The organism is Conexibacter woesei DSM 14684 (genome assembly GCF_000025265.1).
Lineage (GTDB): Bacteria > Actinomycetota > Thermoleophilia > Solirubrobacterales > Solirubrobacteraceae > Conexibacter > Conexibacter woesei.
Genome location: NC_013739.1, coordinates 6,032,464 through 6,054,803 on the forward strand (window position 1 = coordinate 6,032,464; position 22,340 = coordinate 6,054,803).

Here is a 22,340-nt window from a genome sequence, read left to right on the forward strand (position 1 = left end):
CAGCGGTATCCCGGCGGTACCGGCACGGAATGGTACCCGTGCGACGCGAGACCGACCTCGCGGCTTCAGGAGGCATCTCCTTCTAAGGTGCTCCTGTGACCCAGGATCCCGACGAGCAGGCGCGGGCGCTGGCCGCGCAGATCGACCACCACCGCGGCCTCTACGCACGTGGCGCGCCGGCGCTGGTCGACGCCGACTACGACGCGCTGGAGGACGAGCTGCGAGCGCTGCTGGCGGCCAGTCCCGAGGTCGTGCTGGACGACAACCCGCTCGACCGGCCGTGGGCGCCGGAGCTGGTCCCGGGCCAGACGATCCGCCACAGCCGGCCGATGCTGTCGCTGGAGAAGGCGACGACGGCCGAGCAGCTCGACGCCTTCTGCGCGCGCTTCCCCGGGCAGGCGTTCCGCGTCACGCCGAAGCTCGACGGGATCTCGATCGCGATCGTCTACCAGGACGGCGAGCTGGAGTACGTCGCGACGCGCGGCGACGGCCGCGACGGCGAGCGCGTGACCGACAAGGCGCGGCTCGTCGTGCTCGGGCTGCCGCTCACGCTCGGCGCCGCCGGCCGCGTCGAGGTCCGCGGCGAGGCGGTGATGCTCGACTCGATCTGGCGGGCGTACAACGACGCGCACCCCGACAGACCGTTGACGAACCCGCGCAGCGCGGCGGCCGGCACGTTCGTCGTCAAGTCGCCGGAAGCGTGCGTCGCCGAAGGCAGGACGCTGCGCTTCTTCGCGTTCGACCTCGACGAGGCGGAGGTCTCTGACGGCGACGTCAGCGAGCGGCTCGTCGCGCTCGGCTTCGAGGTCCCGGACGTGCTGCCCGCCGCCGACGCCGAGCAGGCGCGCGCGGCGATCGAGCAGGTCGCTGCGCGCCGCGGCGAGTACGACTTCGGCATCGACGGCGCGGTCGTGCGGCTCGCCTCCAGGCGCGCGTTCGAGGCCGCCGGCGCGACCAGCAGCGCGCCGCGCGGCGCGCTCGCGTGGAAGTACCCGGCGGAGGAGCGCACGACCGTGCTGCGCGCTGTCACGTGGCCGGTCGGCAAGATCGGCCGCGTCGTGCCGCGCGCCCAGGTCGACCCCGTCTTCGTCGGCGGCACGACGGTCACGTTCGCCTCGCTGCACAACCCGCGGCTCGTGAGAGAGCGCGACATCCGCATCGGCGACACCGTCCGGATCATGCGCCGCGGCGACGTGATCCCGTTCATCGCCGGCTCGGTGGTCGAGCAGCGGACGGGCGACGAGGTCGAGATCGAGCTGCCGACGCACTGCCCGTCGTGCGGGACCGAGCTGGTCGTGCGCGGCACCGGCGAGGAGCTGTGGTGCGAGAACCTCCAGTGCCCGGCACAGGCGGTCCGCCGCCTGATCCACTGGTCCTCGCGCCACGCCTCCGACATGGAGGGCGTCGGCAACACGTGGATCGAGAAGCTGGCCGAGGACGGCGTGCTGGAGCGGCCGTCGGACTTCTACGCGCTGACGGTCGAGCAGCTGGTCGGCTACGAGCGGATGGGCGAGGTGTCGGCGAACGCGATGGTCGCCTCGATCGACCGTTCGCGCGGCGTCGGGCTGCGCCGCGCGCTGATCGGGCTGGCGATCCCGATGGCGTCCGAGGGCGTCGCGAAGCGGCTCTGCCTCGCCGGCTTCGAGCGGATCGAGGAGATCGTGGAGAGAACGGCGGAGGAGCTGGAGGCGATCCGCGACATCGGCCCGAAGGTCGCCGCCTCGATGGTTGCCTACTTCGCGCGGCCCGAGGTGCAGGAGGAGCTGTGTGCGCTGCGCGCCGCCGGCGTCGACCTCGACGTGCGCGACGAGGACCGCCCGATCGAGGTCGCCGACGCCGCCGAGACGCCGCTGAAGGGCGCGACCGTCGTCGTGACCGGCGCGTTCGCCGATCCCGACAGCGGCGCGAAGGTCGCGCGGCCCGCGGTCGTGCGGCTGCTGGAGCAAGCCGGCGCGACGTCGGTGTCGTCGGTCAGCGCGACGACGACGATGCTGATCGCGGGCAGCAACGTCGGCGCCGCGAAGACCGACAAGGCCGCGAGACTCGGCGTCCAGGTCGTCGACCAGGAGCAGGCGTGGGACTGGCTGGCGGAGGCCGGCGTGCGGTGAGATGAGCGGCGCGCACAGCGAGCGACAGCAGTCCCGCATCTCTCCGCGCACGCTCGTGATCGCGAGCACCGCGTCTGCTTCCGCGGCCTACGTCGTCTCGCAGCTGTGGGCCCCGGGGACGCTGATCGGCGCGGCCGTCACGCCGGTGATCGTCGCCGTCGTCTCCGAGCTGCTGCGCAAGCCGGTCGAGGCGGTCCCCTCGCCGAGCGCCGCGCTCGCACCGTTGAAGGGGGTCGTGGGAGCGGACCCCGGAGCGGCGGAGGGGGACGTTGTGGCGGAGCAGCCACCGCCGGACGAGCCGCCGCCGGACGACGCGACGCCGAGCGAGCCGCGCCCGGCCGCGCCGCCCGAGACCGCCGCGCCGCCGCCGGTCGCGCACGCTGGCCCCTCGGCGGCCGCCGCCGCAGCCGGCCCTGTCGTGCGCGAGTACCGCCGCACCGACTACTCGACCTACAACCGCGACCGCATCCGGGTCGTGCTCCTGACCGCCGCGCTCGCGTTCGCGATCGCCGTCGGCTTCTACGTGATCGCCGACATCACGACCGGCAGCCCGATCACCGGCGGCGGCGGCTCCAGCTCGCTGTTCGACACCGGCGGCCGCAAGAAGCGCGACGACAGACCCGCGACGACGACTCCGACGACGCCCACGCAGACGCAGACGCAGACGACGCAGCAGCGGACGACACCGACGACGCCCGCCCCGGAGCCTGGCGCGACCCAGACGACGCCGGCGCCCGACTCGCGCACGCCGGCCGCGCCGCAGACCACGCCCGCCCCGGCACCGCAGACGCCGGCGCCGGCGCCGGCGCCGGCCGCGCCGGAGGGCCGCGACGCGGCGCCTCCGCCCGCCTCCACGACGCCCTGAGCGGCGGCCGCGACCGCGCGGCCCGCGCTCACGCCGCCGGCACGCGCCGCTGCTCGGACTCCGCGACCGTCGGGTGGACGCCCCAGAGGCGGTCGCCGAGCAGCGTCAGCGACGCCGGCGCGAGCACCAGCCGCACGAGCGTGATGTCGACGAGGATCGCGCTCGCGAGACCGATCCCGGTCATCTTGATCGTCGAGTCGGGATCGGTCGCGAAGCCGAGGAAGACGACGATCATGATCGCCCCCGCCGCCGTGATCGTCCGCCGCGTGCGCGCGCTCGCGACCGCGACCGCCGGGCCGACGTGGCCGAGCCGCTGCCACTCCTCGCGCACGCGCGAGAGCAGGAAGACGTTGTAGTCGGTCGAGAGGCCGAACAGGATCGCGAACATGAAGAGCGGCGTGTAGGGCACGATCGGCTGCACGTCGACGCCGATCAGGTTCGCGCCGGTCTCGGTCTGGAAGAAGAGGTGGATCACGCCGTAGGCGGCGACGATCGAGACGAGGTTGAAGACCGCCGAGAGGACCGCGACCTTCAGCGAGCGGAACGTCATCGCGAGCAGCAGCAGCGAGAGGCCGACGACGACGAGCGCGAACAGCGGCAGGCGGTCAGCGATCCGCTGCGCCTCGTCGACGATCCGCGCGGTGTAGCCGCCGACGTACGCGGTCGCCGAGCTGCCCTCCAGCGCAGCCGGGATCGTGTCGTCGCGCAGCCGCTTGACGAGGTCGGCCGTCTGGTCGTCCTGCGGCGAGCTGCGCGGATACACCGTCACGAGCGCCGCGTCCCCTTCTCTGTTGAGGGCCGGCTCGCTGACGGAGACGACGTCGGGCGTATCGGCGAGCGCGGTGCGCAGCTTTCCGGCGACGCCCGCAGCGTCCTGCGGCGCATCGACGGCGACGACGAGCGGGCCGTTGAAGCCCGGGCCGAACGCGGCCGCGAGCCGGTCGTACGCCTGGCGCTGCGTCTCGTCCCGCGGGAGGTTGCCGTTGTCGGGCTGACCCAGCTCGATCCCCGCCGCCGGCACGCACAGGACGACCGCGACGATCGAGCCGAGCACGAGCGCGAACCACGGCCGGCGGACGGCCCAGCCGGCATGCCCGGCGTCCGCGGCGTCCGCGGCGTCCGCGGCGTGGCCCGCGTCGGCCTCCGCGGCGGCGCCCCCGCCCCCGGCGGCAGCGTCGAAGCCGTTCGCCTCGAACGGGTCGGCCGGCGCGGCGGGCTGCGCCCGCTCGCGGCGCGGCAGCATCTTCCGGCCCGCCGCGGCGAACAGTGGCGGCAGCAGCAGCACGCCGACGAGCGCGGTCAGCAGCACCATCACGCCGGCGGCGACGCCGACCTTGCCGACGAACGGGATGCCGGTGACGAGCAGGCCGCTGATCGAGACGAGCACGATCCCGGCCGCGGTGACCGCCGAGTGGCCCGCCGTCTCGTTCGCGCGCGTCGCCGCCGCGGCCGGCGTTCTGCCGGCGCGCAGCTCCTCCTGCACGCGCGAGGCGCTGAGCAGCGCGTAGTCGATCCCAGCGCCGAGGCCGAGCATCGCCGCCATCGTCGGCGCGAGGCTGGGGATGTCCATCCCCGCCGCGGCCAGCCCGAGCGCGGCGAAGCCGAGGCCGAGGCCGACGAACGCCGTCAGCAGCGAGGAGAGCGCCGCGCGGGCGGAGCGCAGCACGAGCAGCAGCAGCACGAGCGCGACGACGACGCCCGCCAGCTCGCCGATCGGCAGCGCGCCTTCGTTGCCGGCGTCGACGATCGGCCCGGCCATCGCGACGCCGACGCCCGCTCTGGCGAGCGGCTTGGTCGCCTCCTCCAGCCGCTCGCGCGGCTCCTTGCCGAGGTCGTCGGCGTCGCCGTCGTACGTGACGGTCGTGAACGCCGTGCGCCCGTCTCTGGAGAGATGGCCGGCGGAGAACGGGTCCTCGACCGAGCTGACGTGCGGCTGGCGCTCGATCGCGGCGGTCGCGGCGGCGATCGCGCTGGCGCGGCCGGCCTGCTTCAGCGGGCCGCCGGAGGTCAGCACGACGGTGGCGGAGTCGCCGCCTTGACCGGGGAAGCGCTCGCCGATCAGGTCCTGCGCCTTCTGCGACTCGATCCCCGGGACGGTGAAGTCGTCGACGAAGTCGCCGCCGGCGGACGTGCCGGCGCCGATCAGCGCGATCGAGAGCAGCAGCAGCGCGGCGATCGAGACGCGCGGCCTGCGGGTCGTGGCCTGCGCGAGGTTCCGGAGCATGGCGGTCATGCGCCGGCATATTATCAGACGCCGTCTAGTTTTCGATGCTGTCTTGTTTTCGATCGGGTCGGGTGACTACGCGCGCTCCTCCAACCGCGCGAGCCCGCCGTCGACGAACGCGACGGCGGTGTCCAGCAGCGCGTCGACCTCGTGGTCGGCGAGCGCGCGCCCGCTGCTCGCCATCCGCGTCGCGGCCTCGCTCTCGACCGTCGCGAGCGCGGCCGTCAGCGAGCCGGCGACGAGCCGCGGCGCGAGCGTGTCCTCGCCGCCCATCGTGCGCTCGAGCGCCTCGGCGATCACCGCCTCGACGGCACGCAGCAGGCTGGAGCGGGCCGCGCCGACGGCTGGGATCTCCTCTGCCAGACGCCGCTGGAGCAGGATGTCCGGCTCGACCCAGCCGCTCAGCGTGCGCAGCCATCCGCGCACCGCGAGGACAACCCCGGCGCGCTCGTCGATGCCGTCGAGCGCGGCCGCCAGCGACTCGACGGCGAGCGGCGCCTCGCCGAGGACGATGTTCTCCTTCGCCGGGTAGTAGGTGAAGACGGTCGCGCGACTGACGTCGGCCGCGTCGGCGATGTCAGCGACCGTGACGGCGGCGTAGCCACGCTCGGCGAACAGCTGCATCGCCGCCTCGTGGATGGCCGTCAGCGTCTTGCGTTTCTTGCGCTCGCGAAGTCCGGACATGGTCCCTTGAGTCTAGAAGACGACGTTTGATGAAATTCGACGCCGTTGATTTTCAGACTTCGTCTAGTATTATCGCATGATGGCTACGAGAACAGCTCCACCCGTCACCCCGGATGACCTGCGCGCCGCGGTCGCGGCCAACGCTGAGCTCGGCCGCGACTACGAGGACGCGCTGACCGACTCGCTGCTCGAGCGCTTCGACGCGCAGGTCCAGCACCGGCTGCGCCAACGCACGACGACGATGCTGCACGACGCCGTGACCGTGCTGATCGCGCTCGGCTCGATCGGCCTCGGCGTCGTCTTCGTCGCGGCCTCCGACGGCCTCGGCGCGTTCGGCGCCACGGTCGCGACGATCGTCGCCTGGATCGGCATCGCGGTCGTCAACGTCGCGCACGCCAGAGCACGCTCGCGCGGCGGCTGAGCGAGGACGCGCGGCGCGGTCGCCGCCGCGCGCTCAGCCGCCGCGCGCGCCACGCGTCGCGAACCGCTCCACGCGCTCAGCTGCCGCGTGGCAGCTGGTGCATGGCGATCTCGTAGCGGTCGCCGCGGTAGAGCGAGCGCGCCGACTCGATCACGCGGCCGTTGTGGCGGCGCGTCGTGCGGCGGAACAGGAACGCCGGCTGACCCGCCTCGGCGTCCAGCAGCGCCGCCTCCTCCGCGGTCATCGCCACCGCGCTCGCGCGCTGGTCCGCCTCGCCGAAGGTGACGCCGTATCTCTGCCGCAGCAGCGCGTAGAGCGAGCGGCCGTCGAGCGGCGCCCGCTCCAGCAGCGGGAAGTCGTCGCTCGGCAGGTGGATCCACTCTTCCGCGATCGGCTCGCCGTCGGCTGTGCGGACGCGGTGGATCCGCACGACCGGCACGCCGGGCGGGCGCTCCAGCGCGGCCGCGACGGCATCGTCCGCCGGGACGACCTCCTGTGCGAGCGTCCGCCCGCCGGGCGTCATGCCGCGCGCGACGATGTCCTCGCTGAAGGAGGAGAGCGCGTCGCTCTGCACGATCCGCCCTTCGGCGACGAAGGTTCCCTGCCGCTCGACGCGGTAGGCGAGGCCGTCGGCCGTGAGCCGGTCCAGCTCCCGCCGCACCGTCATCCGGGCGACGCCGAAGCGCTCGGCGAGGATCCGTTCGCTCGGCAGCAGCGCGCCCGGGCCGAGGCCCGACATCAGCTGCTCCAGCGCGTGCCGCAGCTGCTCGCCCTTGGGCTTGGAGCCGACGAGCGGCGCAAGCGCCTCGGCAGCGGCGTGGCCGGTGCGACGAGATCCGTCCATGCTGATGGTATATACCAGCTCCCGACGTTCAACGGTGGATAGACAGGACTCCCGGTGACCGCACTGGAACGTTGATCCTTGACTGGTATAGACCAGAGCGCTACGGTCCGCAGCGGCTGCCTCTGGAGCGGCGGCCGGCCTGCAATACGACGAGGAGAGTTCGGTATGTCGATCATCCGCACGGGGACCGCGGTTGTGCTCGCCGGGGCGCTCGCCCTCGGTGCCAGCGCCTGCGGCAGCGACGACGACGGGGGCGGCTCGACGACCGCCGCAAGCAGCGGCGGGGGCGGCGGGGGCGAGAAGATCGCGCTGCTGCTGCCCGAGTCCAAGACGGCGCGCTACGAGAATCAGGATCGACCGCGCTTCGTCGAGAAGGTCAGAGAGCTGTGCCCAGACTGCGAGGTGCTCTACTCGAACGCCGAGCAGGACCCCGCCCAGCAGCAGCAACAGGCCGAGCAGGCGATCACCAACGGCGCGAGAGTGCTCGTCGTCGACGCCGTCGACGTGAAGTCGGCCGCGGCGATCGCGACGAACGCGAAGTCCCAGGGCGTGCCGGTCGTCAGCTACGCGCGCCTGATCTCCGACGCCGAGCTCGACGCGTACGTCTCGATCGACCCGTTCAGAGTCGGCCAGCAGCAGGGCGAGGCGCTCGTGAGAGCGCTCAGAGGCGGCAGAAGAATCGTGATGGTCAACGGTTCGCCGACCGACTCCAACTCGGCGCCGTACAAGGAGGGCGCGCACGACGTCTTCGACAGATCCGGCATCGACGTCGTCAAGGAGTACGACACGCCCGACTGGAGCCCAGACAGAGCCCAGACCGAGATGGAGCAGGCGATCACGAGCGCCGGCAAGGACGGCTTCGACGGCGTCTACTCGGCCAACGACGGCATGGCCGGCGGCGTGATCGCGGCGATGAAGTCGGCCGGCGTCGACCCCAGAACGCGGCCCGTCACCGGACAGGACGCCGAGGTCGCGGCGCTGCAGCGGATCCTCACCGGCGAGCAGCTGATGACGATCTACCAGCCGATCAGCGAGATCGCCGCGACCGCCGCCGAGCTGGCGGTGCCGCTCGCCAGAGGCGAGGGCGTCCCGTCGATCACGACGACCGAGGTCGACAACGGCGGCCCCAGAAGAGTGCCGGCCGTCCTGCTCGACACGATCGTGATCACGAGAGACAACATCCAGGACGTGATCATCAGAGACGGCTTCGCGACCGCCGAGCAGATCTGCACCGACGAGTACAGAGCGGCGTGCGCCGAGGCGGGTATCAGATAGCGATGACCGCGGGCGCTCGCATGACGGCCGAGATGGCCGAGCAGCCGGCTGTGCTGGAGCGGCTGATCGCGCGAGCGGACGCGGTGGGGGACGCGGCGCGCACGGTCGCGCCGCGTCCGTTCGCCGGCACGACGATCGTCGCGCGCGGCTCCTCCGACCACGCGTCGGTCGTCGGCCGCTACCTGCTGGAGCTGGCGACCGGGCGGCCGGTCTCGCTCGCCGCCCCGAGCCTCCACCTGCTCTACGGCGCGCGCGTCGACTACACCGGCCAGCTCGCGATCGCCGTCAGCCAGTCGGGCCGCACGCCGGAGATCGTCACGACCCTGCGGCGGCTACGCGAGGCCGGCGCGTGCGGGCTCGCGATCACCAACGACGCGGACAGCGAGCTGGCGGCCGCGGCAGACGCGCTCTTCGCGCTGGAGGCCGGCGAGGAGCTGGCGGTCCCGGCGACCAAGACCGTGACCGCGCAGCTGCTCGCGTTCGCGCTGCTCGCGCGGGGACTGGCGGGAGCGGGCGCGGCGGGCGGCGGCGCGGCGGGGGCGATCGGGTCCCTCCCGTTCTCCGATGCCGACCTCGCGGCGCTGCCGGGTGCGGTCGCGGCGGTGCTCGCCGACCCCGAGCCGGCGCGCCGCGCCGCCGCGGCGCTCAGCGACGCGACGCGACTCGTCGTGACCGCCCGCGGGCTGCTGTACGGCGCGGCGCTGGAGGCCGCGCTGAAGCTGCAGGAGACCTCGGCGGTCGCGGCCGACGCGTTCTCCTCCGCGGACCTGCGCCACGGGCCGATCGCGATCGTCGGGGAGGGCTTCCCCGTGCTCGCGCTCTCAGCGCCGGGACCCGCGCAGGAGGACGTCGCCGAGCTGGTGACGACGCTGCGCGAGCGCGGCGCGCGGGTGCTGACGATCGCCTGCGACGACGACGCCGACCTGGCGCTGCCGCCCGTCGCCGAGGCGCTCGCGCCGATCGTCGCGGTCGTCCGCGCGCAGCAGCTCGCGCGCGAGCTGGCGCTCGTGCGCGGTCGCGACCCCGACGCGCCCGCCGGCCTGCGCAAGGTCACCGCGACATGAAGGCCGCCGCGTGAGCGCGGTCGTCGCGCTCGACGTCGGCGGGACGGGGCTGAAGGGAGCGGTCGTCGACCGCTCCGGCCGCCTGCTGTGCGCCGAGCGGCGCGCGACGCCGCGCGACGAGGGGCCGCAGGCGATCGCCGAGGCCGCGCTCACGTTCGCCGGCGACCTGGCCGCCGGCGGTCCCGCGCGCGACGCCGGCGGCACCGTCCATGTCGCCCTCGCCGTGCCCGGGCTCGTCGACGACACGGCCGGCTGGGTGCGGCTCGCGCCGAACCTCGGCTGGAGCGACCTCCCGCTGCGCACGCTCGTCGAGGAGCGGCTCGACCTGCCCGCGCTCGTCTGGCACGACGCGCGCGCGGCCGCGCTCGCCGAAGGAATGCTCGGCGCGGCGCGCGGTGCGAGAGACTGGCTGCTGGTGACGATCGGGACCGGCATCGGCGGCGCGGTGATCGCGGACGGACGGGCGCTGCACGGCACGCGCGGCGCGGCCGGCGAGCTGGGCCACATCGGCGTCGCACCCGACGGCCCGCTGTGCGCGTGCGGCAAGCGCGGCTGCGTCGAAGCGCTCGCCTCCGGCCGCAACCTCAGCGTGCGCTACGCCGAGCTGACCGGCGAGGCGGACGTCGCGGCGGAGCAGATCGTCGCGCGCGCCGAGCGCGGCGACGTGTCCGCTCAGCTCGTCTGGGAGACGGCCGTCGGCGCGCTCGCAGCCGGGCTCGCGGGCTGCGCCGCACTGCTCGATCCCGAGCTGATCGTGCTCGGCGGTGGCGTCGCGTCGGCCGGCGACCGCCTGCGCGACCCGCTCGCGCGCCGGCTCGCGACGGAGGTCCGCTTCCCGCCCGCGCCGCCGCTGCGAACGGCGGCGCTCGGCGAGCGCGCCGGCTGGATCGGCGCCGCGCTCGCCGGCTGGCAGGCGGCCGGCGCCGAGCCCGGGGAGGTGGCGCGGTGGACGCTGTGACGCTGCGCGGCGGACGCGTCGTGACGCCCGGCGGCGTCGTCGACGCGGACGTGGTGGTGGAGCACGGCCGGATCGCCGCGGTCGAGCCGCGTCGTCCTGCCTTCGTGTCGCAGGACGACAGCAATCCAGGACGACCGGGTCAGAGCCCGGGCGGGAGCGTGGACCTCGAAGGGCGGTGGGTGTTGCCGGGGTTCGTCGACGTGCACGTGCACGGCGGCGGCGGCGCGCAGTTCAACACCGCCGACCCGGAGGAGGTCCTGCGCGTCGCCCGCTTCCACGCGCAGCACGGCACGACCGCGCTGCTGGCGACGACGGTCGCGGCGCCGGTCGACGACCTGCTCGTCGCGCTCGGTGCGATCCGGACGGCCGTCGAGACGCCGGCCGCCGACGCCGCCGAGCTGCTCGGGATCCACCTCGAAGGGCCGTTCCTCAGCCGCCGCTGGCCCGGCGCGATGGATCCCGGCCACTTCCTCGACCCCGACCCCGCGCTGCTCGACCGGCTGCTGGCCGGCGGCCGCGTGCGCTCGATCTCGCTCGCGCCGGAGCTGCCGGGCGCGTGCGGGCTGATCGAGCGCGCGGTCGACGCCGGGCTGCTCGTCTCGCTCGCGCACTCCGACGCCGGCTACGACGACGCGGCGGCGGCGGTGCGGGCCGGTGCGCGCGCGGTCACGCACGCGTTCAACGCGATGCGGCCGCTGCACCACCGCGACCCCGGCATGCTCGGCGCCGCGCTCGACCTCGACGAGCTGACGTGCGAGGTGATCTGCGACGGCGTGCACGTCGCGCCCGCCGCCGTGCGGCTGCTGCAACGGCTGAAGGGGCCGGCCCGCACCGCGCTCGTGACCGACGCGATCGAGGCGACGGGCCTGGCCGACGGCGAGTACCGCCTCGGCGACCGCCGCATCGCCGTCGCCGACGGCCGCGCGACGCTGCCGGGCGCCGAGACGATCGCCGGTGCGACGTTGACGATGGACCGCGCGCTGCGCAACGCGGTCGTCTTCTGCGACGTGAGCGTCGCCGACGCCGCGCGGATGGCCGCCACGACGCCGGCCGAGCTGCTCGGCATCGCCGACCGCAAGGGCTCCGTCGCCCCCGGCCGCGACGCCGACCTCGCGATCCTCGAGCCCGACCTGTCGCTCGCGGGGGTGATGGCGCGCGGCGCCTGGGTCCGCCCGCTCGGCGCGGACCCGGCGGCCGTTCAGCCGCCGAGCCCGTCGAGGTAGGGCGCGAGGTAGCGCGCGGCGATCTTCTGCGGCGGCGACCACGGCGGCGTGCGCGACGCGCTGGAGGCGACGCAGCGCGCGCCCTCGATCAGCGCCTGCAGGTACAGCGGCTCGTCGCCGGTCAGCAGGATCGAGCGCAGGCGCGCGCGGGGGGAGGCGTCCGGCCCGGCGACGCGCGCGATCAGCGCCGCCGCGAGGTCGGCCTGCTGCGTCGCCAGACCGCCCTGCTTGACGGGGAACGTCGTCGCGTCGCCAACCGCGTAGACGCCGTCGAGGCCGGGCACGCGCATGTGGTCGTCGACGTGGACGAAGCCCTCGGCGTCGGCCGGCAGCCCGTCGATCGCCGGGCCCACGAGCTGCGGCAGCGCGACGACGCGATCGGCCAGCAGCGGCCCGTCGCCGGGCGGCTCCAGCTCGACCGTGCGGCCGTCGTGACCGCAGACGCGCCGGCCGTGGAGGACGCGCACCCCGGCGTCGTCGAGCAGCCGCGCGACGGCGGCGCCGCCGTCGCCCGCGACGATCGCCAGCGGCTGCGGCTCGTGCGTGACGACGGTCAGCTCGACGTCGCGGAGGCCGCGCTCGCGCGCGTGGTGAGCGGTCAGCAGCGTCAGCTCGTAGAGCGGCAGCGCCCAGCCGCTGCCGGGCGGCACGACGAACGCGACGGAGCGCACGGCGCCGTCGTCCAGCTCGCCGACGAGCCGCCGCAGGTCGGCGCCGCCGGCCGCGTCGAGAAACGTCTCCGCACGCGCCAGCGCCGGCCGCCGGCGCGCGCCGGCGGCGACCACGAGCACGTCGTAGGAGATGCGCGAGCCGTCGCCGAGCATGATCGCCCGCGCGGCGCCGTCGACCGCCTGCAGCGTGCCGCGCACGAGCGCGGCGTCGCCATCGGCGGCGATCGCGGCGAGCGGGTAGCGCCGCGTCGGCGCCGGCCCGAACGGCTCCAACACCGCCAGCGGCCGGTACTCCAGCTGCTCGTTGGGAGCGACGAGCGTCACGTCCAGCGCGCCGCCGCGCGGAGCGGCCCGCAGCGCGAGCAGCGTCTCCGCCGCGGCGACCCCGCCGCCGACGATCACGACGTGCCGACGCGGCGCTGCGGTGCCCCTGCCCATCGTCCAACTGTAGTCACTGCGCGTCCACGCGAGTGTTCGCGCAATCGGCGTCGTGCCAGGCGACCCGCTCCGCGGTCTGGCGCGTCTGCAGCACCAAACACCGGGCTTTTGGCACCATTGATGTGTGAACGAGGTGCTCATGGTCCACGTCGCCAGAAGCGCGATGACGAACCTCAACCTCGGTCTGAGTCAGGGACGCTGGGCGTTCCCGCCCGACGTGCGCAGCAAAGCCCTGGACACGGTGGCGATCGGCGACCTGCTCTTCTTCGGGGTCGCCGGCAGGCCGCGCGGCGGAGGCGGCTTCGGGGCATGGCAGGAACGCCGGCTGCCCGAAGCCTTCCTCGTGCGCGTCACGAGGCTGCCGTTCGAGAACAAGGAGCCGTTCTGGAGCGACGAGGTGAAGTACGACGTCGTTCGTTGGAACCCGACGATCGAGATCGAGCTGGTCCAGAGCTTCGTGAACGTCCCGCTCGCCGCCGGCCAAGGTCTGTCATTCAGTGCGACAGACGCCCTCTACCGCGGCGGCGTCTCGCACAAGGCCTTCCGTGTGTCGACCGAGGGATCGTCCCTGCTGGAACACGCGCCCCCATCCGTCCTGTCGACGCCGCTCGTCGGGCGCCGCTCGGCCGATCAGTCGCGAGGACTGGATCTTCCGGCAGCGCGGATTGTCGCCATCGAGAGCGAGCAGCTGAGAAGAGCGCAAGTCCGATCGCGTCCGTCGACCGTCGCCGACCCGGTCGAGTCCCGGCTCGTCCACACATACGCTCGGCATCTGCGCGACAAGGGAGAGGAGGTCGCGCGGCTGCGCATCGACGTCACGGCGACTGAAACCATCTACGCAGACGTCTACAGCCGTACCCGGCACCTCCTCGTGGAGGCGAAGGCGACGCCCAGCCGCTCCGCGATCCGGACGGCGATCGGCCAGCTCCTCGACTACGGCCGGTACTGCGAGGGCGCTTCACGCGCAGTGCTCGTGCCGGAACAACCGAGCGACGACCTGCTCGCGTTGCTCGCTGCCGTCGACATCGGCGCGATCTGGCGCGGGCCGTCCGGGTTCCTCGACACCCGGCGCGGCCACTACTGCTGAGTTGCTCGACGCCGAGAACGTCGCGGCGAAACGGCGCGGCGAGCGGGCTGCCATCCTGAGGGCATGAGCAGCACGCCACTCGCCCCCGCGGCGGCCGGAACGCTCGCCGTGGAAGCGGCGCGTCGGCGCACGTTCGCGATCATCTCCCACCCGGACGCGGGCAAGACCACGCTGACGGAGAAGCTGCTGCTGTACGCCGGGGCGCTCGGCGGCGCGGAGGCCGGTGCGGTGAAGGCGAGAGCGGGCCGGCGCGACTCGACGTCGGACTGGATGGAGCTGGAGCGGACGCGAGGCATCTCGGTGTCCTCGACCGTGCTGCGCTTCGAGCACGAGGGCCACGTCTTCAACCTGCTCGACACCCCTGGTCACAAGGACTTCTCCGAGGACACGCTGCGCGTGCTGTCCGCCGTCGACGCCGCCGTGATGCTGATCGACGCGGCCAAGGGCGTCGAGCCGCAGACGCTGCGGCTGTTCGAGGTCGCGCGCGCCCGCAGAATCCCGCTGCTGACGTTCGTCAACAAGTACGACCGGCCGGGCATGGAGCCGCTGGAGGTGCTCGACCACCTCGCGACCACGCTCGAGCTGGAGGCCGTCCCGCTCAACTGGCCGGTCGGCCTGCCGGGTGCGTTCCAGGGCGTGATCGACCGCGAGTCCGGGCTCTTCCACCGCTTCACGCGCACGGCCGGCGGCGCGCGCGTCGCGCCGGAGCAGATCCTCAGAGCCGGCGACGCCGACGACGACCCCGAGTGGGCGAGAGCGCGCGAGGAGCTGGAGCTGCTCGACGCGGTCGCCGACGACTTCGATCCCGACGCCTTCCGCGACGGCTCCGCGACCGCGCTCTTCTTCGGCTCCGCGGTCTCGAACTTCGGCGTCGGCCCGCTGCTGAGCGCGCTCGTCAGACTCGCGCCGGCGCCGTCGCCGCGGCGCGAGGTCGATGCGGCGGGCGAGCCGAACGGCGCACGCGAGCTGGACGCGCCGTTCGCCGGGCTCGTCTTCAAGGTGCAGGCGAACATGGACCCGCGCCACCGCGACCGGATCGCGTTCGTGCGCGTCTGCTCGGGTCGCTTCGAGCGCGGCATGCGCGTCGTCAACGGGCGCACCGGCCGCACGCTCGCGATGGCGCACGCGCACGAGGTCTTCGGGCGCGAGCGAGCGCTGATGGAGGAGGCGTTCCCCGGCGACGTCGTCGGCGTCGTCGGCGCGCAGGACCTGCGCGTCGGCGACACGCTCTACCTCGACGTGCCGGCCCGCTTCCCCGCGATCCCGTCGCTGGCGCCGGAGTTCTTCGTCTTCGTCCGCAACCGCGACTCGGCCCGCTACAAGCAGTTCCGCCGCGGGCTGGAGCAGCTCGACGAGGAGGGTGTCGTGCACGTCCTCAGACGCGAGGCGGCCGGCGATCCGGTGCCGGTCCTCGCGGGCGTCGGACGGCTCCAGTTCGAGGTCGCGGTCAACCGCATGGAGAACGAGTTCGGCGCCAGAGTCGGGCTCGACGAGGCGCCGTGGACGGTCGCCCGCCGCACCGAGCCGGGCGACGTCCCGACGATCCGCGAGGCGACCGGCGCCGAGGTGCTCGTGCGCGCCGACGGCACGCAGCTCGCCGTCTTCCGCAGCGAGTTCGTACTCCAGCGGCTGGAGCGCGACCACCCCGAGCTGACGCTCGACCGCCTGCTGACGCGTTAGTCGGCCAGCCCCATCGCGTCGAGCTGCAGCTCCTCCAGGTCCAGCTCGCGCTCGAGTCTGTGCATCACGTCGTCGCCGATCGCGCCGTCCTTGCGCAGCGTGTAGACGGCGTCGCGCTGCGCCCGCAGCACCTCGCGGATCACCGCGGCGCGAGCGCGCGTGTGCTCCTCCAGCGGCACGCCGTCGCCGTCCTCCTCGGCGGCCTCCCCCGCCCGCTGTGCCAGCCGGCGCTGGCGCACGTCGTAGTTGCGCAGCAGGTAGTCGACCGTCGAGTCGCGCGTCCACTCCTCCTCGTGCAGCGCGTGCAGCCGCGCGATCGCGGCGTCGGTCGCGGCGCGGCGCGCGAGCAGGTCCTCCCGCTCGGCGCTGCCGTCGTCGCGCACGTCGAGCTTGCGGATCACGGCCGGCAGCGTCAGCCCCTGCAAGACGAGCGTCGCGAAGATCACGCACAGCGCGAGGAACAGGACGAGGTCGCGCTCGGGGAAGTCGAGCGGCAGCGCGAGCGCGGCAGCGAGCGAGACGGCGCCGCGCATGCCGCTCCACGCGACCACGATCCGCGGTCTCCAGCCGACGCGCCGCGTGCGCTGGACGGCGCGGCGGTCGAGCGCGCGGATCACGTACGGCGCGGTGTTGAGCCATGCCAGGCGCGTGACGATCACGGTCAGGCTGACGGTCGTGCCGAGCAGCAGCAGCGTCCCGGCGGAGCGCTCCTGGTGGTCGAGGATCTGCGCCAACTGGAAGCCGACGAGGATGAACAGGACCGCGTTCAGCAGGAAGACGAGCACGTCCCAGAAGCCGTAGCCGCTGACGCGGCCGCGCGCGTCCGAGATGTACGGCGAGTACCAGCCGAGCACGAGGCCGACGGTGACCGACGCGAGCACGCCGGAGACGTGCAGCTCCTCCGCGGAGATGTACGCGATGTAGCCGTTGACGAGCGACAGCGTCACGACCAGCAGCGGGTCGACGCGTGCGCGTCTGAAGAGCGGGACGAGCGCGTAGCCCATCACCAGTCCGATCGCGATCCCACCGGCGACGTCGACGACGAAGTCCGTCCCGGCGTCGAGCAGGTCGAAGCTGCCGCCGACCGCCGCCGCGACCGCGGTGCGGTAGATCACGAGCGCGGAGCCGTCGTTGATCAGGCTCTCGCCCTCGATCACCGACGTCAGCCGCGGCGGGACGCCGAGACGCCGCGTGATCGTCGTCGCCGCGAGCGGGTCGGTCGGCGCGCAGATCGCGCCGAGCGTGAACGCCGCCGCCCACGACAGGTCGTCGATCAGCGCGTGCGCGACGAGCGCGACCGTCACCGCCGTCAGCACGACGAGGCCGATCGAGTTGAGCAGGATCGGCCGCAGCTGTCTGCGCAGCTCCTGCACGGAGGCGAAGTAGGCGGCATGGAACAGCAGCGGCGGCAGGAAGACGAGCAGCACGAGGTCGGGGTCCAGCTCGACGTGCGGCAGGCCCGGCACGAAGCCGAGCAGGCTGCCGCCGATCACGAGCAGGATCGGGTACGGCACGTTGAGCGCCCGCGCCAGCGCCGTCAGCCCGGCGACCGCGATCAGCAGGCCGAGGAGGGTCAGCTCGAAATGCTCCATCTGCTGGCGTGACGCTAGCTGGCGCGCCGCAGCCGCGCGAGCTGTCGTTCCGCCCAGGCGCGGCGGTCCGGATGCGTGCGCGCGATCTCCACGCCCCAGACCGTCGCCTGGAAGCGCCGCGCGGCGACGTACGCGTCGAGCACGCGCAGGTCCGGATCGCCGATGCCGTAGCCGCGCTGCGTCGCGGCGATCAGCGCGGGGTCACGATGGCCGAACGGCGGCGCGGAGGCGTGAAGGCAGCCGAGGTCCCACGCGCGCGGGCCGAGGAACGTGTCCTCCCAGTCGTTCCACAGCGGGCCGCGGGCGGTGTTGAGGACGTTGCCGAGGTGGGCGTCGCCGTGCACCGGCTGCAGCGGCAGCACGAGCCGGTCGACGCGCGCGGTCACCCGCGCGCCGGCCCGTCGCAGCACGCCGGCGTCGTCCGGGCTCAGCACGGCGTCCGCCGCGAGCCGCTCGACGATCGCGCGCGCCTCGCTCAGCGCGGCCATCCGCGGCAGCTCGCCCTCGAACGAGCAGAGCAGCTCGTGGCAGCGGCGCAGGCGCCGGCCCGCCTCCTCGCCGTCGAGCGGCGCGTCGACCTCCACGACGTGCTCCCAGAAGCCGATCGAGAGGCCGTCGAAGCCGTGCGGCCCGGGCGGCAGCTCCGCGCTCGGCGCGACGACCGGCGCACCGGCGCGGGCGAGATGCGACGCGACCGCCAGCTCCCGCGCGCGCCACGCCGCGCCGCCGCGCATCGCCAGCGTCGCGGTCGCCACGCGCGCGACGACCGGCGCCGGCCGCAGGTGGATCAGGACGTTGCTGACGTCGCGCAGCACGACCGCGTCGTGCACCCGCACGCCGTGTGCCGTGGCGACCGCGACGGCCGCCCGCACCGCCCGGTCGGCGGCGAACGTGCGCGTGCTCAGCGCTCCTCCGTCACACCGATCGAGAAGACGGCGGTGTCGCGCGCGCCGGGCGCGACGGACCGCAGGCCGTCGTGGCTGACGAGCGCGTTCGTCGGCGCCGTCATCGGTTCGAAGCAGACGACGTCCTCTGCCAGTGGCGCGAACACCTGCGCGGCCGGGTAGCCGCGCTCGAAGCGGACCTCGACGCGGCGCCCGCCGCCGGAGACGGCGAAGAGCGCGCCGGGCTCGACGCCGGTGAAGCCGTCGTCAAGCGCGCGTTCGGCGAGCGCGTACGCGGTCGCCGCGACCGGCTCGCCGGCGCCGGTCGGGATCGAGCGTGCGTCGAGCCGCAGGTGGCGCAGCGCCGGCAGCTCGACCCGCCACTGGGCGCGCGGGACGCCGGGCAGCCGCAGGTACGGGTGGAAGCCGTAGGAGAGCGGGACCGGCCGCTCGCCGGTCGCGGCGACGGTCGTGGCGATCGTCAGCGTCCGGCCCCGGAGCGTGACGTCGAGCCGGATCGTGTGCGGGAACGGGAAGCCGGCGAGCAGCTCCGGGTGGGCGCCGAAGTCGAGCTCCGCGCTGAGCGTGTCGGTGGGCGCGTCGCCGCTCGCGCCCGGCGCGGTGGGCGCGTCGCCCGGAGCGGCCGCGGATGCCGGCAGCGTCCGCCAATGCGGCGAACCGGCCAGCAGGCCGTGGATCGGCAGGCCGTTCGGGTCACGTCGCAGGCCCGGCTGACCGGGCGCCAGCTCCACCCGCACACCGTCGACCGCGTAGCCGTCGCCGGCGAGTCGGTTCGCCCACGGGTGCAGCAGCGGCACGCCCATCGTCTTGCCGTCGTGCGCGTACGCCGCCAGCCCCTTGCGTTGGCCGAGCAGCTCCTCCTCACCGTCGCGCAGCGACACGCAGACCATCCCGGCGGCCGGTGCGAACGTCGCCGCCAGCCCGTCCGGCGAGCGCAGCGTCACCGCCGCGAAGCCCTCGAACTCCGTCGTCTCGATCACCGCCACATCCTCCCAGCGACGGCGGCGCGCAGCGGCGTCAGAGCGACGGCGCGCCGGAGTCGAGCGGCCGCGCCTGCACCGTCGCGCCGGACGGACGGTGGACGAGCGGCGCCGAACCGTCGCCGCGCAGGCGCACGAGCGCGAGGCCGTCGAAGCAGACGCCGCTGGTGATCGTGCCGGCGGACGGGCCGTCGGCGCCGCCCAGCAGCTCGTCGCCCGGCGCGAGCAGGACCGGCGCATGCAGCCGGCAGATGCGGCGGTGGACGGTGCCGGAGCGCTGCTGGCGCAGGACGGTCTGCATGCCTGGGTAGAGGCCCTTCTCGGTCGCGACGAGCGGCGGGCTCAGCGCCAGCTCCGCCGGCAGCATCGTCTCGGCGACGTCGACGCCGTAGGCGAGCCGGCCGGCGATGACGCGCCGCCAGTCCCAGTCGCAGCGTTCGAGCGGCGCGGCGCCGGCGCCGGCGCGGGCGGCGATCGCGGCGGCCAGTGCGTCGGCGTGATCGGCGCGCGCGACGAGGTCGACGCCCGCCCACGAGCGGACGGCGCGCAGCGGCACGCCGTCGAGCGCGGCGGCGGCGTGCGCGTGCTCACCCGCGCCGAGCGCCTGCGCCAGCCCGAGCCGCGCGACCGCGTCGTCGCCGAGGACCGTCACGAGCGCCTGCTGGAGCGTCAGCTTGTGCAGCTCGACGCGCCAGCCGATGCGGCCGTTCCAGAGGCCGCGGAAGAGGCCTTCGAGCGCCGCCCGCTCGCAGTGCAGCAGCCAGCCGCGCTCGAACCGCAGCACGCGTGCGAGCGCCCGCACCTGACCTCTCGGCGTCAGCAGCGCGGTCGCGCTGCCGGCACCGACCGCGACGCCGCGCAGGTCGGCCGACAGGTGCGCCTGCAGGTAGTCGAACGCGTCGGGGCCCGTGACGCTGAGCTTGCCGGCGTCCGACCGATCGGTCCACTGCAACGCGTCCGAATTCACACGCACACGATGACACCTCAAGGTGACTTGAAGTCAAGTCCCCCGTCCGGCGAGACGCGGCGGGCACCTGTCACGATCAGGCGATGGCCGACTTCCCCTCCACGGTGACGACCGAGCGGCTCGTCGCCAGCCGCTGCGACGTCGACTCCGAGCTGGGCCAGTACGCCGCCGTCTTCGGCGACGAGCGGGTCGGCGGCCCGATGTGGCCCGCGCACCTCGGCGGCGCCCGCACGCGCGCGCAGACGCACGACTTCCTCAACCGCTTTGACGCGCACTGGACGGCGCACGGCTTCGGCCCGTGGACGGTGCGCGAGCGCGACGGCGGCGGCTTCGTCGGCCAGGTCGGGCTCGGCTACGCGATCGTCGGCGGGAGCGCCGAGGTCGAGGTCGGCTTCGTGCTCGCGCACGAGCACTGGGGCAAGGGCTACGCCGCGGAGGCGACGCGCGCGGCGCTGGAGCACGCCCCCGCGCTGCGCGGCCTCACCTCCGTCGTCGCATTCGCGATGGCCGACAACGCCCGCGCGCTGGCGACACTCGACCGCTGCGGCTTCGCGCACGAGTCCGACACCGTCATCTTCGACCTCGACGTGCGCAACTACCGCGTCGCGGTCGGCCAGCGGTCGGCTGGCGCCGCCTAGATCGTCTTCAGCAGCCCGCCGTCGATCACGAACTCGGAGCCGCGCACGCTCGGCACCGCGTCGGAGGCGAGCAGCAGCACGAGCGCGGCGATCTCCTCGGGTGCGGCCATGCTCTCGGTCGTCATCCCGGCGAGCGCGGGCAGCTGCTCGACCAGCTCCGCCGTCGTCACGCCCATCGCCTGCGCCATCGACGCGCCGGCCGAGCCGGGGTCGGTCCACAGCGGCGTCAGCACCGGGCCCGGCGAGATCGTGTTGACGCGCACGCCCTGCGGGCCGAACTCGTCCGCCAGTGCCTTGCCGAGGTTGAGCATCGCAGCCTTCGCGGCCGCGTAGGCGACGACGACCGGCTGGGCGAAGTGGGCGTTCGCGGAGGCGACGTTGACGATCGCGCCGCGCCGCTCGATCAGGCTCGGCAGCGCCGCGCGGGTCGCGCGCACGGTGCTGAGCAGGTTGAGGTCGAGCACCTCCTGCCAGTGGTGGTCGTCGACGCTGAGGAAGCCGCCGACCGGCGACGGGTTGCCGCCGACGTTGTTGACGAGCAGGTCGATCCCGCCCAGCTCTGCGAGCGCGTGCTCGACGAGCCGCTCGGGTCCGCCGGCGACGGCGAGGTCGACGGCGAGCACGTGCGGCGTCGCGTCCAGCAGCTCAGGTGTCGGCGTGCGCGCGCCGGCGACCACGCGTGCGCCCTCGTCCGCCAGCGCCTGAACGATCGCGAGGCCGATGCCCTTGCTGGCGCCGGTGACGACGGCGGTTCTACCTGTGAGGTTCAAGTCCATTCCGGTGAAGCTCCTGTGTCGGTGGGAGCTTCAGCGTCGCGCGCCTGCGGGGTGGCGGCTAGCCGTTTTCGGACGCGGCGTTCGGGTCGCTCTCGGGCTCGCCCTGGCGGGCCCGGACGAGCACCGCGATCCCGTCGAGCACGCGCGCGAGACCGAACTCGAATGCGTGCTCGGGGCCGTACGCTCCGCCGTGCGCCTCGCCTGCCGCCTGACCAACGCGACCGGCGACCGGCCAGCGCTCGAAGTCGATGATCCGGTCGAGCAGCGGCGCGTGCGCCTCCCACCACTGCTCGTCGGTGATGCCGGACGCGCGCTCGGCCTCGGCGGCCTCGACGGCGCCACGCACCGCTCCGTGGACGAAGCCGGTCAGGAGCGTGACGACGGCGTCCATCTCGACGTCGGTCAGACCGATCCCTTCGACCGCCCGCAGCTCGTGGTCGTACTTCGCCGTCACGTTCGGCCCGAGCGGCGGCCGGCTCGTCGCGATCTGCAGCAGCCACGGGTGGCGCAGGTAGAGCGCGCGGTTCTCGCGCGCGATCGCCTCCAGCCGCGCGCGCCAGTCGCCCGCACCGCCCGCGCCGGCGTCCGCCGCGCCGGCCGCCTCCGCCGCCAGCTCGCCTCCCTCGACCCCGGCCGCCTCCCCGAGGACCGTGTCGAGCATCACGTCGAGCAGCTCGGCCTTGCCGGGCACGTGCGTGTAGAGCGACATCGTGCCGACGCCGAGGCGCTCGGCGACGCGCCGCATCGCGAGCGCGCCGAGCCCTTCCTCGTCGGCCAGCTCGATCGCCGCCTGCACGATCCGATCGACCGTGAGGCCGGACTTGCGGCCCCGCGTCGGCCGCTCGCCGGTCCGCCAGAGCAGCGCGAGGCTGCGGGCGGGATCGCCGTTTCCCGTGAACTCGGTCGCCATGTGTAACCGGAAGCATAGTTATCCGTATGC

The 22,340-nt window shown here is 74.2% G+C and carries 20 protein-coding genes; 10 read left to right on the forward strand and 10 right to left on the reverse strand.

The window, feature by feature from the left end; translation table 11 throughout:
* The first annotated feature begins 95 nt into the window (after positions 1-95).
* Positions 96-2,108, forward strand: coding sequence for an NAD-dependent DNA ligase LigA (ligA, locus tag CWOE_RS28295; RefSeq protein WP_012937088.1), 2,013 nt, complete (start codon positions 96-98; stop codon positions 2,106-2,108).
* A gap of 1 nt (position 2,109) precedes the next feature.
* Positions 2,110-2,973, forward strand: coding sequence for a hypothetical protein (locus tag CWOE_RS28300; RefSeq protein WP_012937089.1), 864 nt, complete (start codon positions 2,110-2,112; stop codon positions 2,971-2,973).
* 28 nt (positions 2,974-3,001) lie between these two features.
* Here the strand turns inward: CWOE_RS28300 and CWOE_RS31685 are convergent, their stop codons facing one another.
* Both CWOE_RS31685 and CWOE_RS28310 read right to left on the reverse strand, forming a co-directional pair.
* Positions 3,002-5,206 (reverse strand): MMPL family transporter, encoded by a 2,205-nt coding sequence (locus CWOE_RS31685; protein WP_012937090.1) that lies wholly within the window; start codon positions 5,204-5,206, stop codon positions 3,002-3,004.
* A 66-nt stretch (positions 5,207-5,272) separates the two neighbouring features.
* Entirely contained in the window at positions 5,273-5,881 is a 609-nt protein-coding gene (locus CWOE_RS28310; RefSeq protein ID WP_012937091.1) for a TetR/AcrR family transcriptional regulator, read from the reverse strand.
* Positions 5,882-5,960: 79 nt separating this feature from the next.
* On the opposite strand from CWOE_RS28310, the gene CWOE_RS28315 reads away from it, so the two are divergent.
* Positions 5,961-6,302 carry a hypothetical protein gene (locus CWOE_RS28315; RefSeq protein ID WP_148261202.1) on the forward strand — a complete coding sequence of 114 codons (342 nt, stop codon included), beginning with the start codon at positions 5,961-5,963 and terminating at the stop codon, positions 6,300-6,302.
* A 76-nt stretch (positions 6,303-6,378) separates the two neighbouring features.
* Here CWOE_RS28315 and CWOE_RS28320 read toward each other — a convergent pair whose 3' ends face one another.
* A complete protein-coding gene (locus CWOE_RS28320) occupies positions 6,379-7,146 on the reverse strand; it encodes a GntR family transcriptional regulator (RefSeq protein WP_012937093.1) in 768 nt (255 codons plus the stop codon).
* Between the two features lie 165 nt (positions 7,147-7,311).
* Between CWOE_RS28320 and CWOE_RS28325 the strand changes: the two genes are divergently transcribed.
* Genes CWOE_RS28325 through nagA form a run of 4 tightly spaced genes read left to right on the forward strand, consistent with a single transcriptional unit; the run spans position 7,312 to position 11,666 of the window.
* Entirely contained in the window at positions 7,312-8,421 is a 1,110-nt protein-coding gene (locus CWOE_RS28325) for an ABC transporter substrate-binding protein (protein WP_012937094.1), read from the forward strand.
* A 2-nt stretch (positions 8,422-8,423) separates the two neighbouring features.
* Positions 8,424-9,485: an SIS domain-containing protein gene (locus tag CWOE_RS28330; protein ID WP_148261203.1), complete on the forward strand. Its 1,062-nt coding sequence runs from the start codon at positions 8,424-8,426 to the stop codon at positions 9,483-9,485.
* A gap of 10 nt (positions 9,486-9,495) precedes the next feature.
* Positions 9,496-10,443, forward strand: a complete 948-nt coding sequence (locus CWOE_RS28335; RefSeq protein WP_012937096.1) for an ROK family protein — start codon at positions 9,496-9,498, stop codon at positions 10,441-10,443.
* Complete coding sequence (gene nagA / locus CWOE_RS28340; RefSeq protein WP_012937097.1) at positions 10,431-11,666, forward strand: N-acetylglucosamine-6-phosphate deacetylase; 1,236 nt, start codon at positions 10,431-10,433, stop codon at positions 11,664-11,666. Before CWOE_RS28335 ends, nagA begins: the two co-directional genes overlap by 13 nt.
* Here the strand turns inward: nagA and CWOE_RS28345 are convergent.
* Positions 11,642-12,775: an FAD-dependent oxidoreductase gene (locus CWOE_RS28345; RefSeq protein WP_012937098.1), complete on the reverse strand. Its 1,134-nt coding sequence runs from the start codon at positions 12,773-12,775 to the stop codon at positions 11,642-11,644. The two genes, nagA and CWOE_RS28345, sit on opposite strands and share 25 nt — an antisense overlap.
* 124 nt (positions 12,776-12,899) lie before the next feature.
* Between CWOE_RS28345 and CWOE_RS31690 the strand changes: the two genes are divergently transcribed.
* Together CWOE_RS31690 and CWOE_RS28355 are read left to right on the forward strand one after the other, a co-directional pair.
* Positions 12,900-13,862: a hypothetical protein gene (locus CWOE_RS31690; protein WP_148261205.1), complete on the forward strand. Its 963-nt coding sequence runs from the start codon at positions 12,900-12,902 to the stop codon at positions 13,860-13,862.
* Positions 13,863-13,925: 63 nt separating this feature from the next.
* Positions 13,926-15,542, forward strand: a complete 1,617-nt coding sequence (locus CWOE_RS28355) for a peptide chain release factor 3 (protein ID WP_012937100.1) — start codon at positions 13,926-13,928, stop codon at positions 15,540-15,542.
* On the opposite strand, the gene CWOE_RS28360 is transcribed toward CWOE_RS28355, so the two are convergent.
* Genes CWOE_RS28360 through CWOE_RS28375 form a run of 4 tightly spaced genes read right to left on the reverse strand, consistent with a single transcriptional unit; the run spans position 15,539 to position 19,992 of the window.
* Positions 15,539-17,134, reverse strand: a complete 1,596-nt coding sequence (locus CWOE_RS28360) for a Na+/H+ antiporter (RefSeq protein ID WP_012937101.1) — start codon at positions 17,132-17,134, stop codon at positions 15,539-15,541. The genes CWOE_RS28355 and CWOE_RS28360 overlap by 4 nt on opposite strands.
* A gap of 14 nt (positions 17,135-17,148) precedes the next feature.
* A complete protein-coding gene (locus tag CWOE_RS28365) occupies positions 17,149-18,006 on the reverse strand; it encodes a phosphotransferase enzyme family protein (protein ID WP_081425547.1) in 858 nt (285 codons plus the stop codon).
* A 29-nt stretch (positions 18,007-18,035) separates the two neighbouring features.
* Entirely contained in the window at positions 18,036-19,019 is a 984-nt protein-coding gene (locus CWOE_RS28370) for an aldose 1-epimerase (RefSeq protein WP_012937103.1), read from the reverse strand.
* Positions 19,020-19,056: 37 nt separating this feature from the next.
* The gene (locus CWOE_RS28375; RefSeq protein ID WP_012937104.1) at positions 19,057-19,992 is read right to left on the reverse strand and encodes a YgfZ/GcvT domain-containing protein; all 936 of its coding nucleotides are present in this window, start codon (positions 19,990-19,992) and stop codon (positions 19,057-19,059) included.
* A gap of 77 nt (positions 19,993-20,069) precedes the next feature.
* Between CWOE_RS28375 and CWOE_RS28380 the strand changes: the two genes are divergently transcribed.
* A complete protein-coding gene (locus CWOE_RS28380; protein WP_012937105.1) occupies positions 20,070-20,624 on the forward strand; it encodes a GNAT family N-acetyltransferase in 555 nt (184 codons plus the stop codon).
* On the opposite strand, the gene CWOE_RS28385 is transcribed toward CWOE_RS28380, so the two are convergent.
* Both CWOE_RS28385 and CWOE_RS28390 read right to left on the reverse strand, forming a co-directional pair.
* Positions 20,621-21,400 carry an SDR family oxidoreductase gene (locus CWOE_RS28385; protein ID WP_012937106.1) on the reverse strand — a complete coding sequence of 260 codons (780 nt, stop codon included), beginning with the start codon at positions 21,398-21,400 and terminating at the stop codon, positions 20,621-20,623. The two genes, CWOE_RS28380 and CWOE_RS28385, sit on opposite strands and share 4 nt — an antisense overlap.
* 58 nt (positions 21,401-21,458) lie before the next feature.
* Positions 21,459-22,310 carry a TetR/AcrR family transcriptional regulator gene (locus CWOE_RS28390; protein WP_012937107.1) on the reverse strand — a complete coding sequence of 284 codons (852 nt, stop codon included), beginning with the start codon at positions 22,308-22,310 and terminating at the stop codon, positions 21,459-21,461.
* Positions 22,311-22,340 lie beyond the last annotated feature (30 nt).

Excerpts from the sequence above, each read along its gene's own strand:
- CWOE_RS28300 (WP_012937089.1), top strand. The coding sequence starts at position 2,110 with ATGAGCGGCGCGCACAGCGAGCGACAGCAGTCCCGCATCTCTCCGCGC.
- CWOE_RS31685 (WP_012937090.1), bottom strand. The coding sequence starts at position 5,206 with ATGACCGCCATGCTCCGGAACCTCGCGCAGGCCACGACCCGCAGGCCG.
- CWOE_RS28310 (WP_012937091.1), bottom strand. The coding sequence starts at position 5,881 with ATGTCCGGACTTCGCGAGCGCAAGAAACGCAAGACGCTGACGGCCATC.
- CWOE_RS28315 (WP_148261202.1), top strand. The coding sequence starts at position 5,961 with ATGGCTACGAGAACAGCTCCACCCGTCACCCCGGATGACCTGCGCGCC.
- CWOE_RS28320 (WP_012937093.1), bottom strand. The coding sequence starts at position 7,146 with ATGGACGGATCTCGTCGCACCGGCCACGCCGCTGCCGAGGCGCTTGCG.
- CWOE_RS28325 (WP_012937094.1), top strand. The coding sequence starts at position 7,312 with ATGTCGATCATCCGCACGGGGACCGCGGTTGTGCTCGCCGGGGCGCTC.
- CWOE_RS28330 (WP_148261203.1), top strand. The coding sequence starts at position 8,424 with ATGACCGCGGGCGCTCGCATGACGGCCGAGATGGCCGAGCAGCCGGCT.
- CWOE_RS28345 (WP_012937098.1), bottom strand. The coding sequence starts at position 12,775 with ATGGGCAGGGGCACCGCAGCGCCGCGTCGGCACGTCGTGATCGTCGGC.
- CWOE_RS28355 (WP_012937100.1), top strand. The coding sequence starts at position 13,926 with ATGAGCAGCACGCCACTCGCCCCCGCGGCGGCCGGAACGCTCGCCGTG.
- CWOE_RS28360 (WP_012937101.1), bottom strand. The coding sequence starts at position 17,134 with ATGGAGCATTTCGAGCTGACCCTCCTCGGCCTGCTGATCGCGGTCGCC.
- CWOE_RS28380 (WP_012937105.1), top strand. The coding sequence starts at position 20,070 with ATGGCCGACTTCCCCTCCACGGTGACGACCGAGCGGCTCGTCGCCAGC.
- CWOE_RS28385 (WP_012937106.1), bottom strand. The coding sequence starts at position 21,400 with ATGGACTTGAACCTCACAGGTAGAACCGCCGTCGTCACCGGCGCCAGC.
- CWOE_RS28390 (WP_012937107.1), bottom strand. The coding sequence starts at position 22,310 with ATGGCGACCGAGTTCACGGGAAACGGCGATCCCGCCCGCAGCCTCGCG.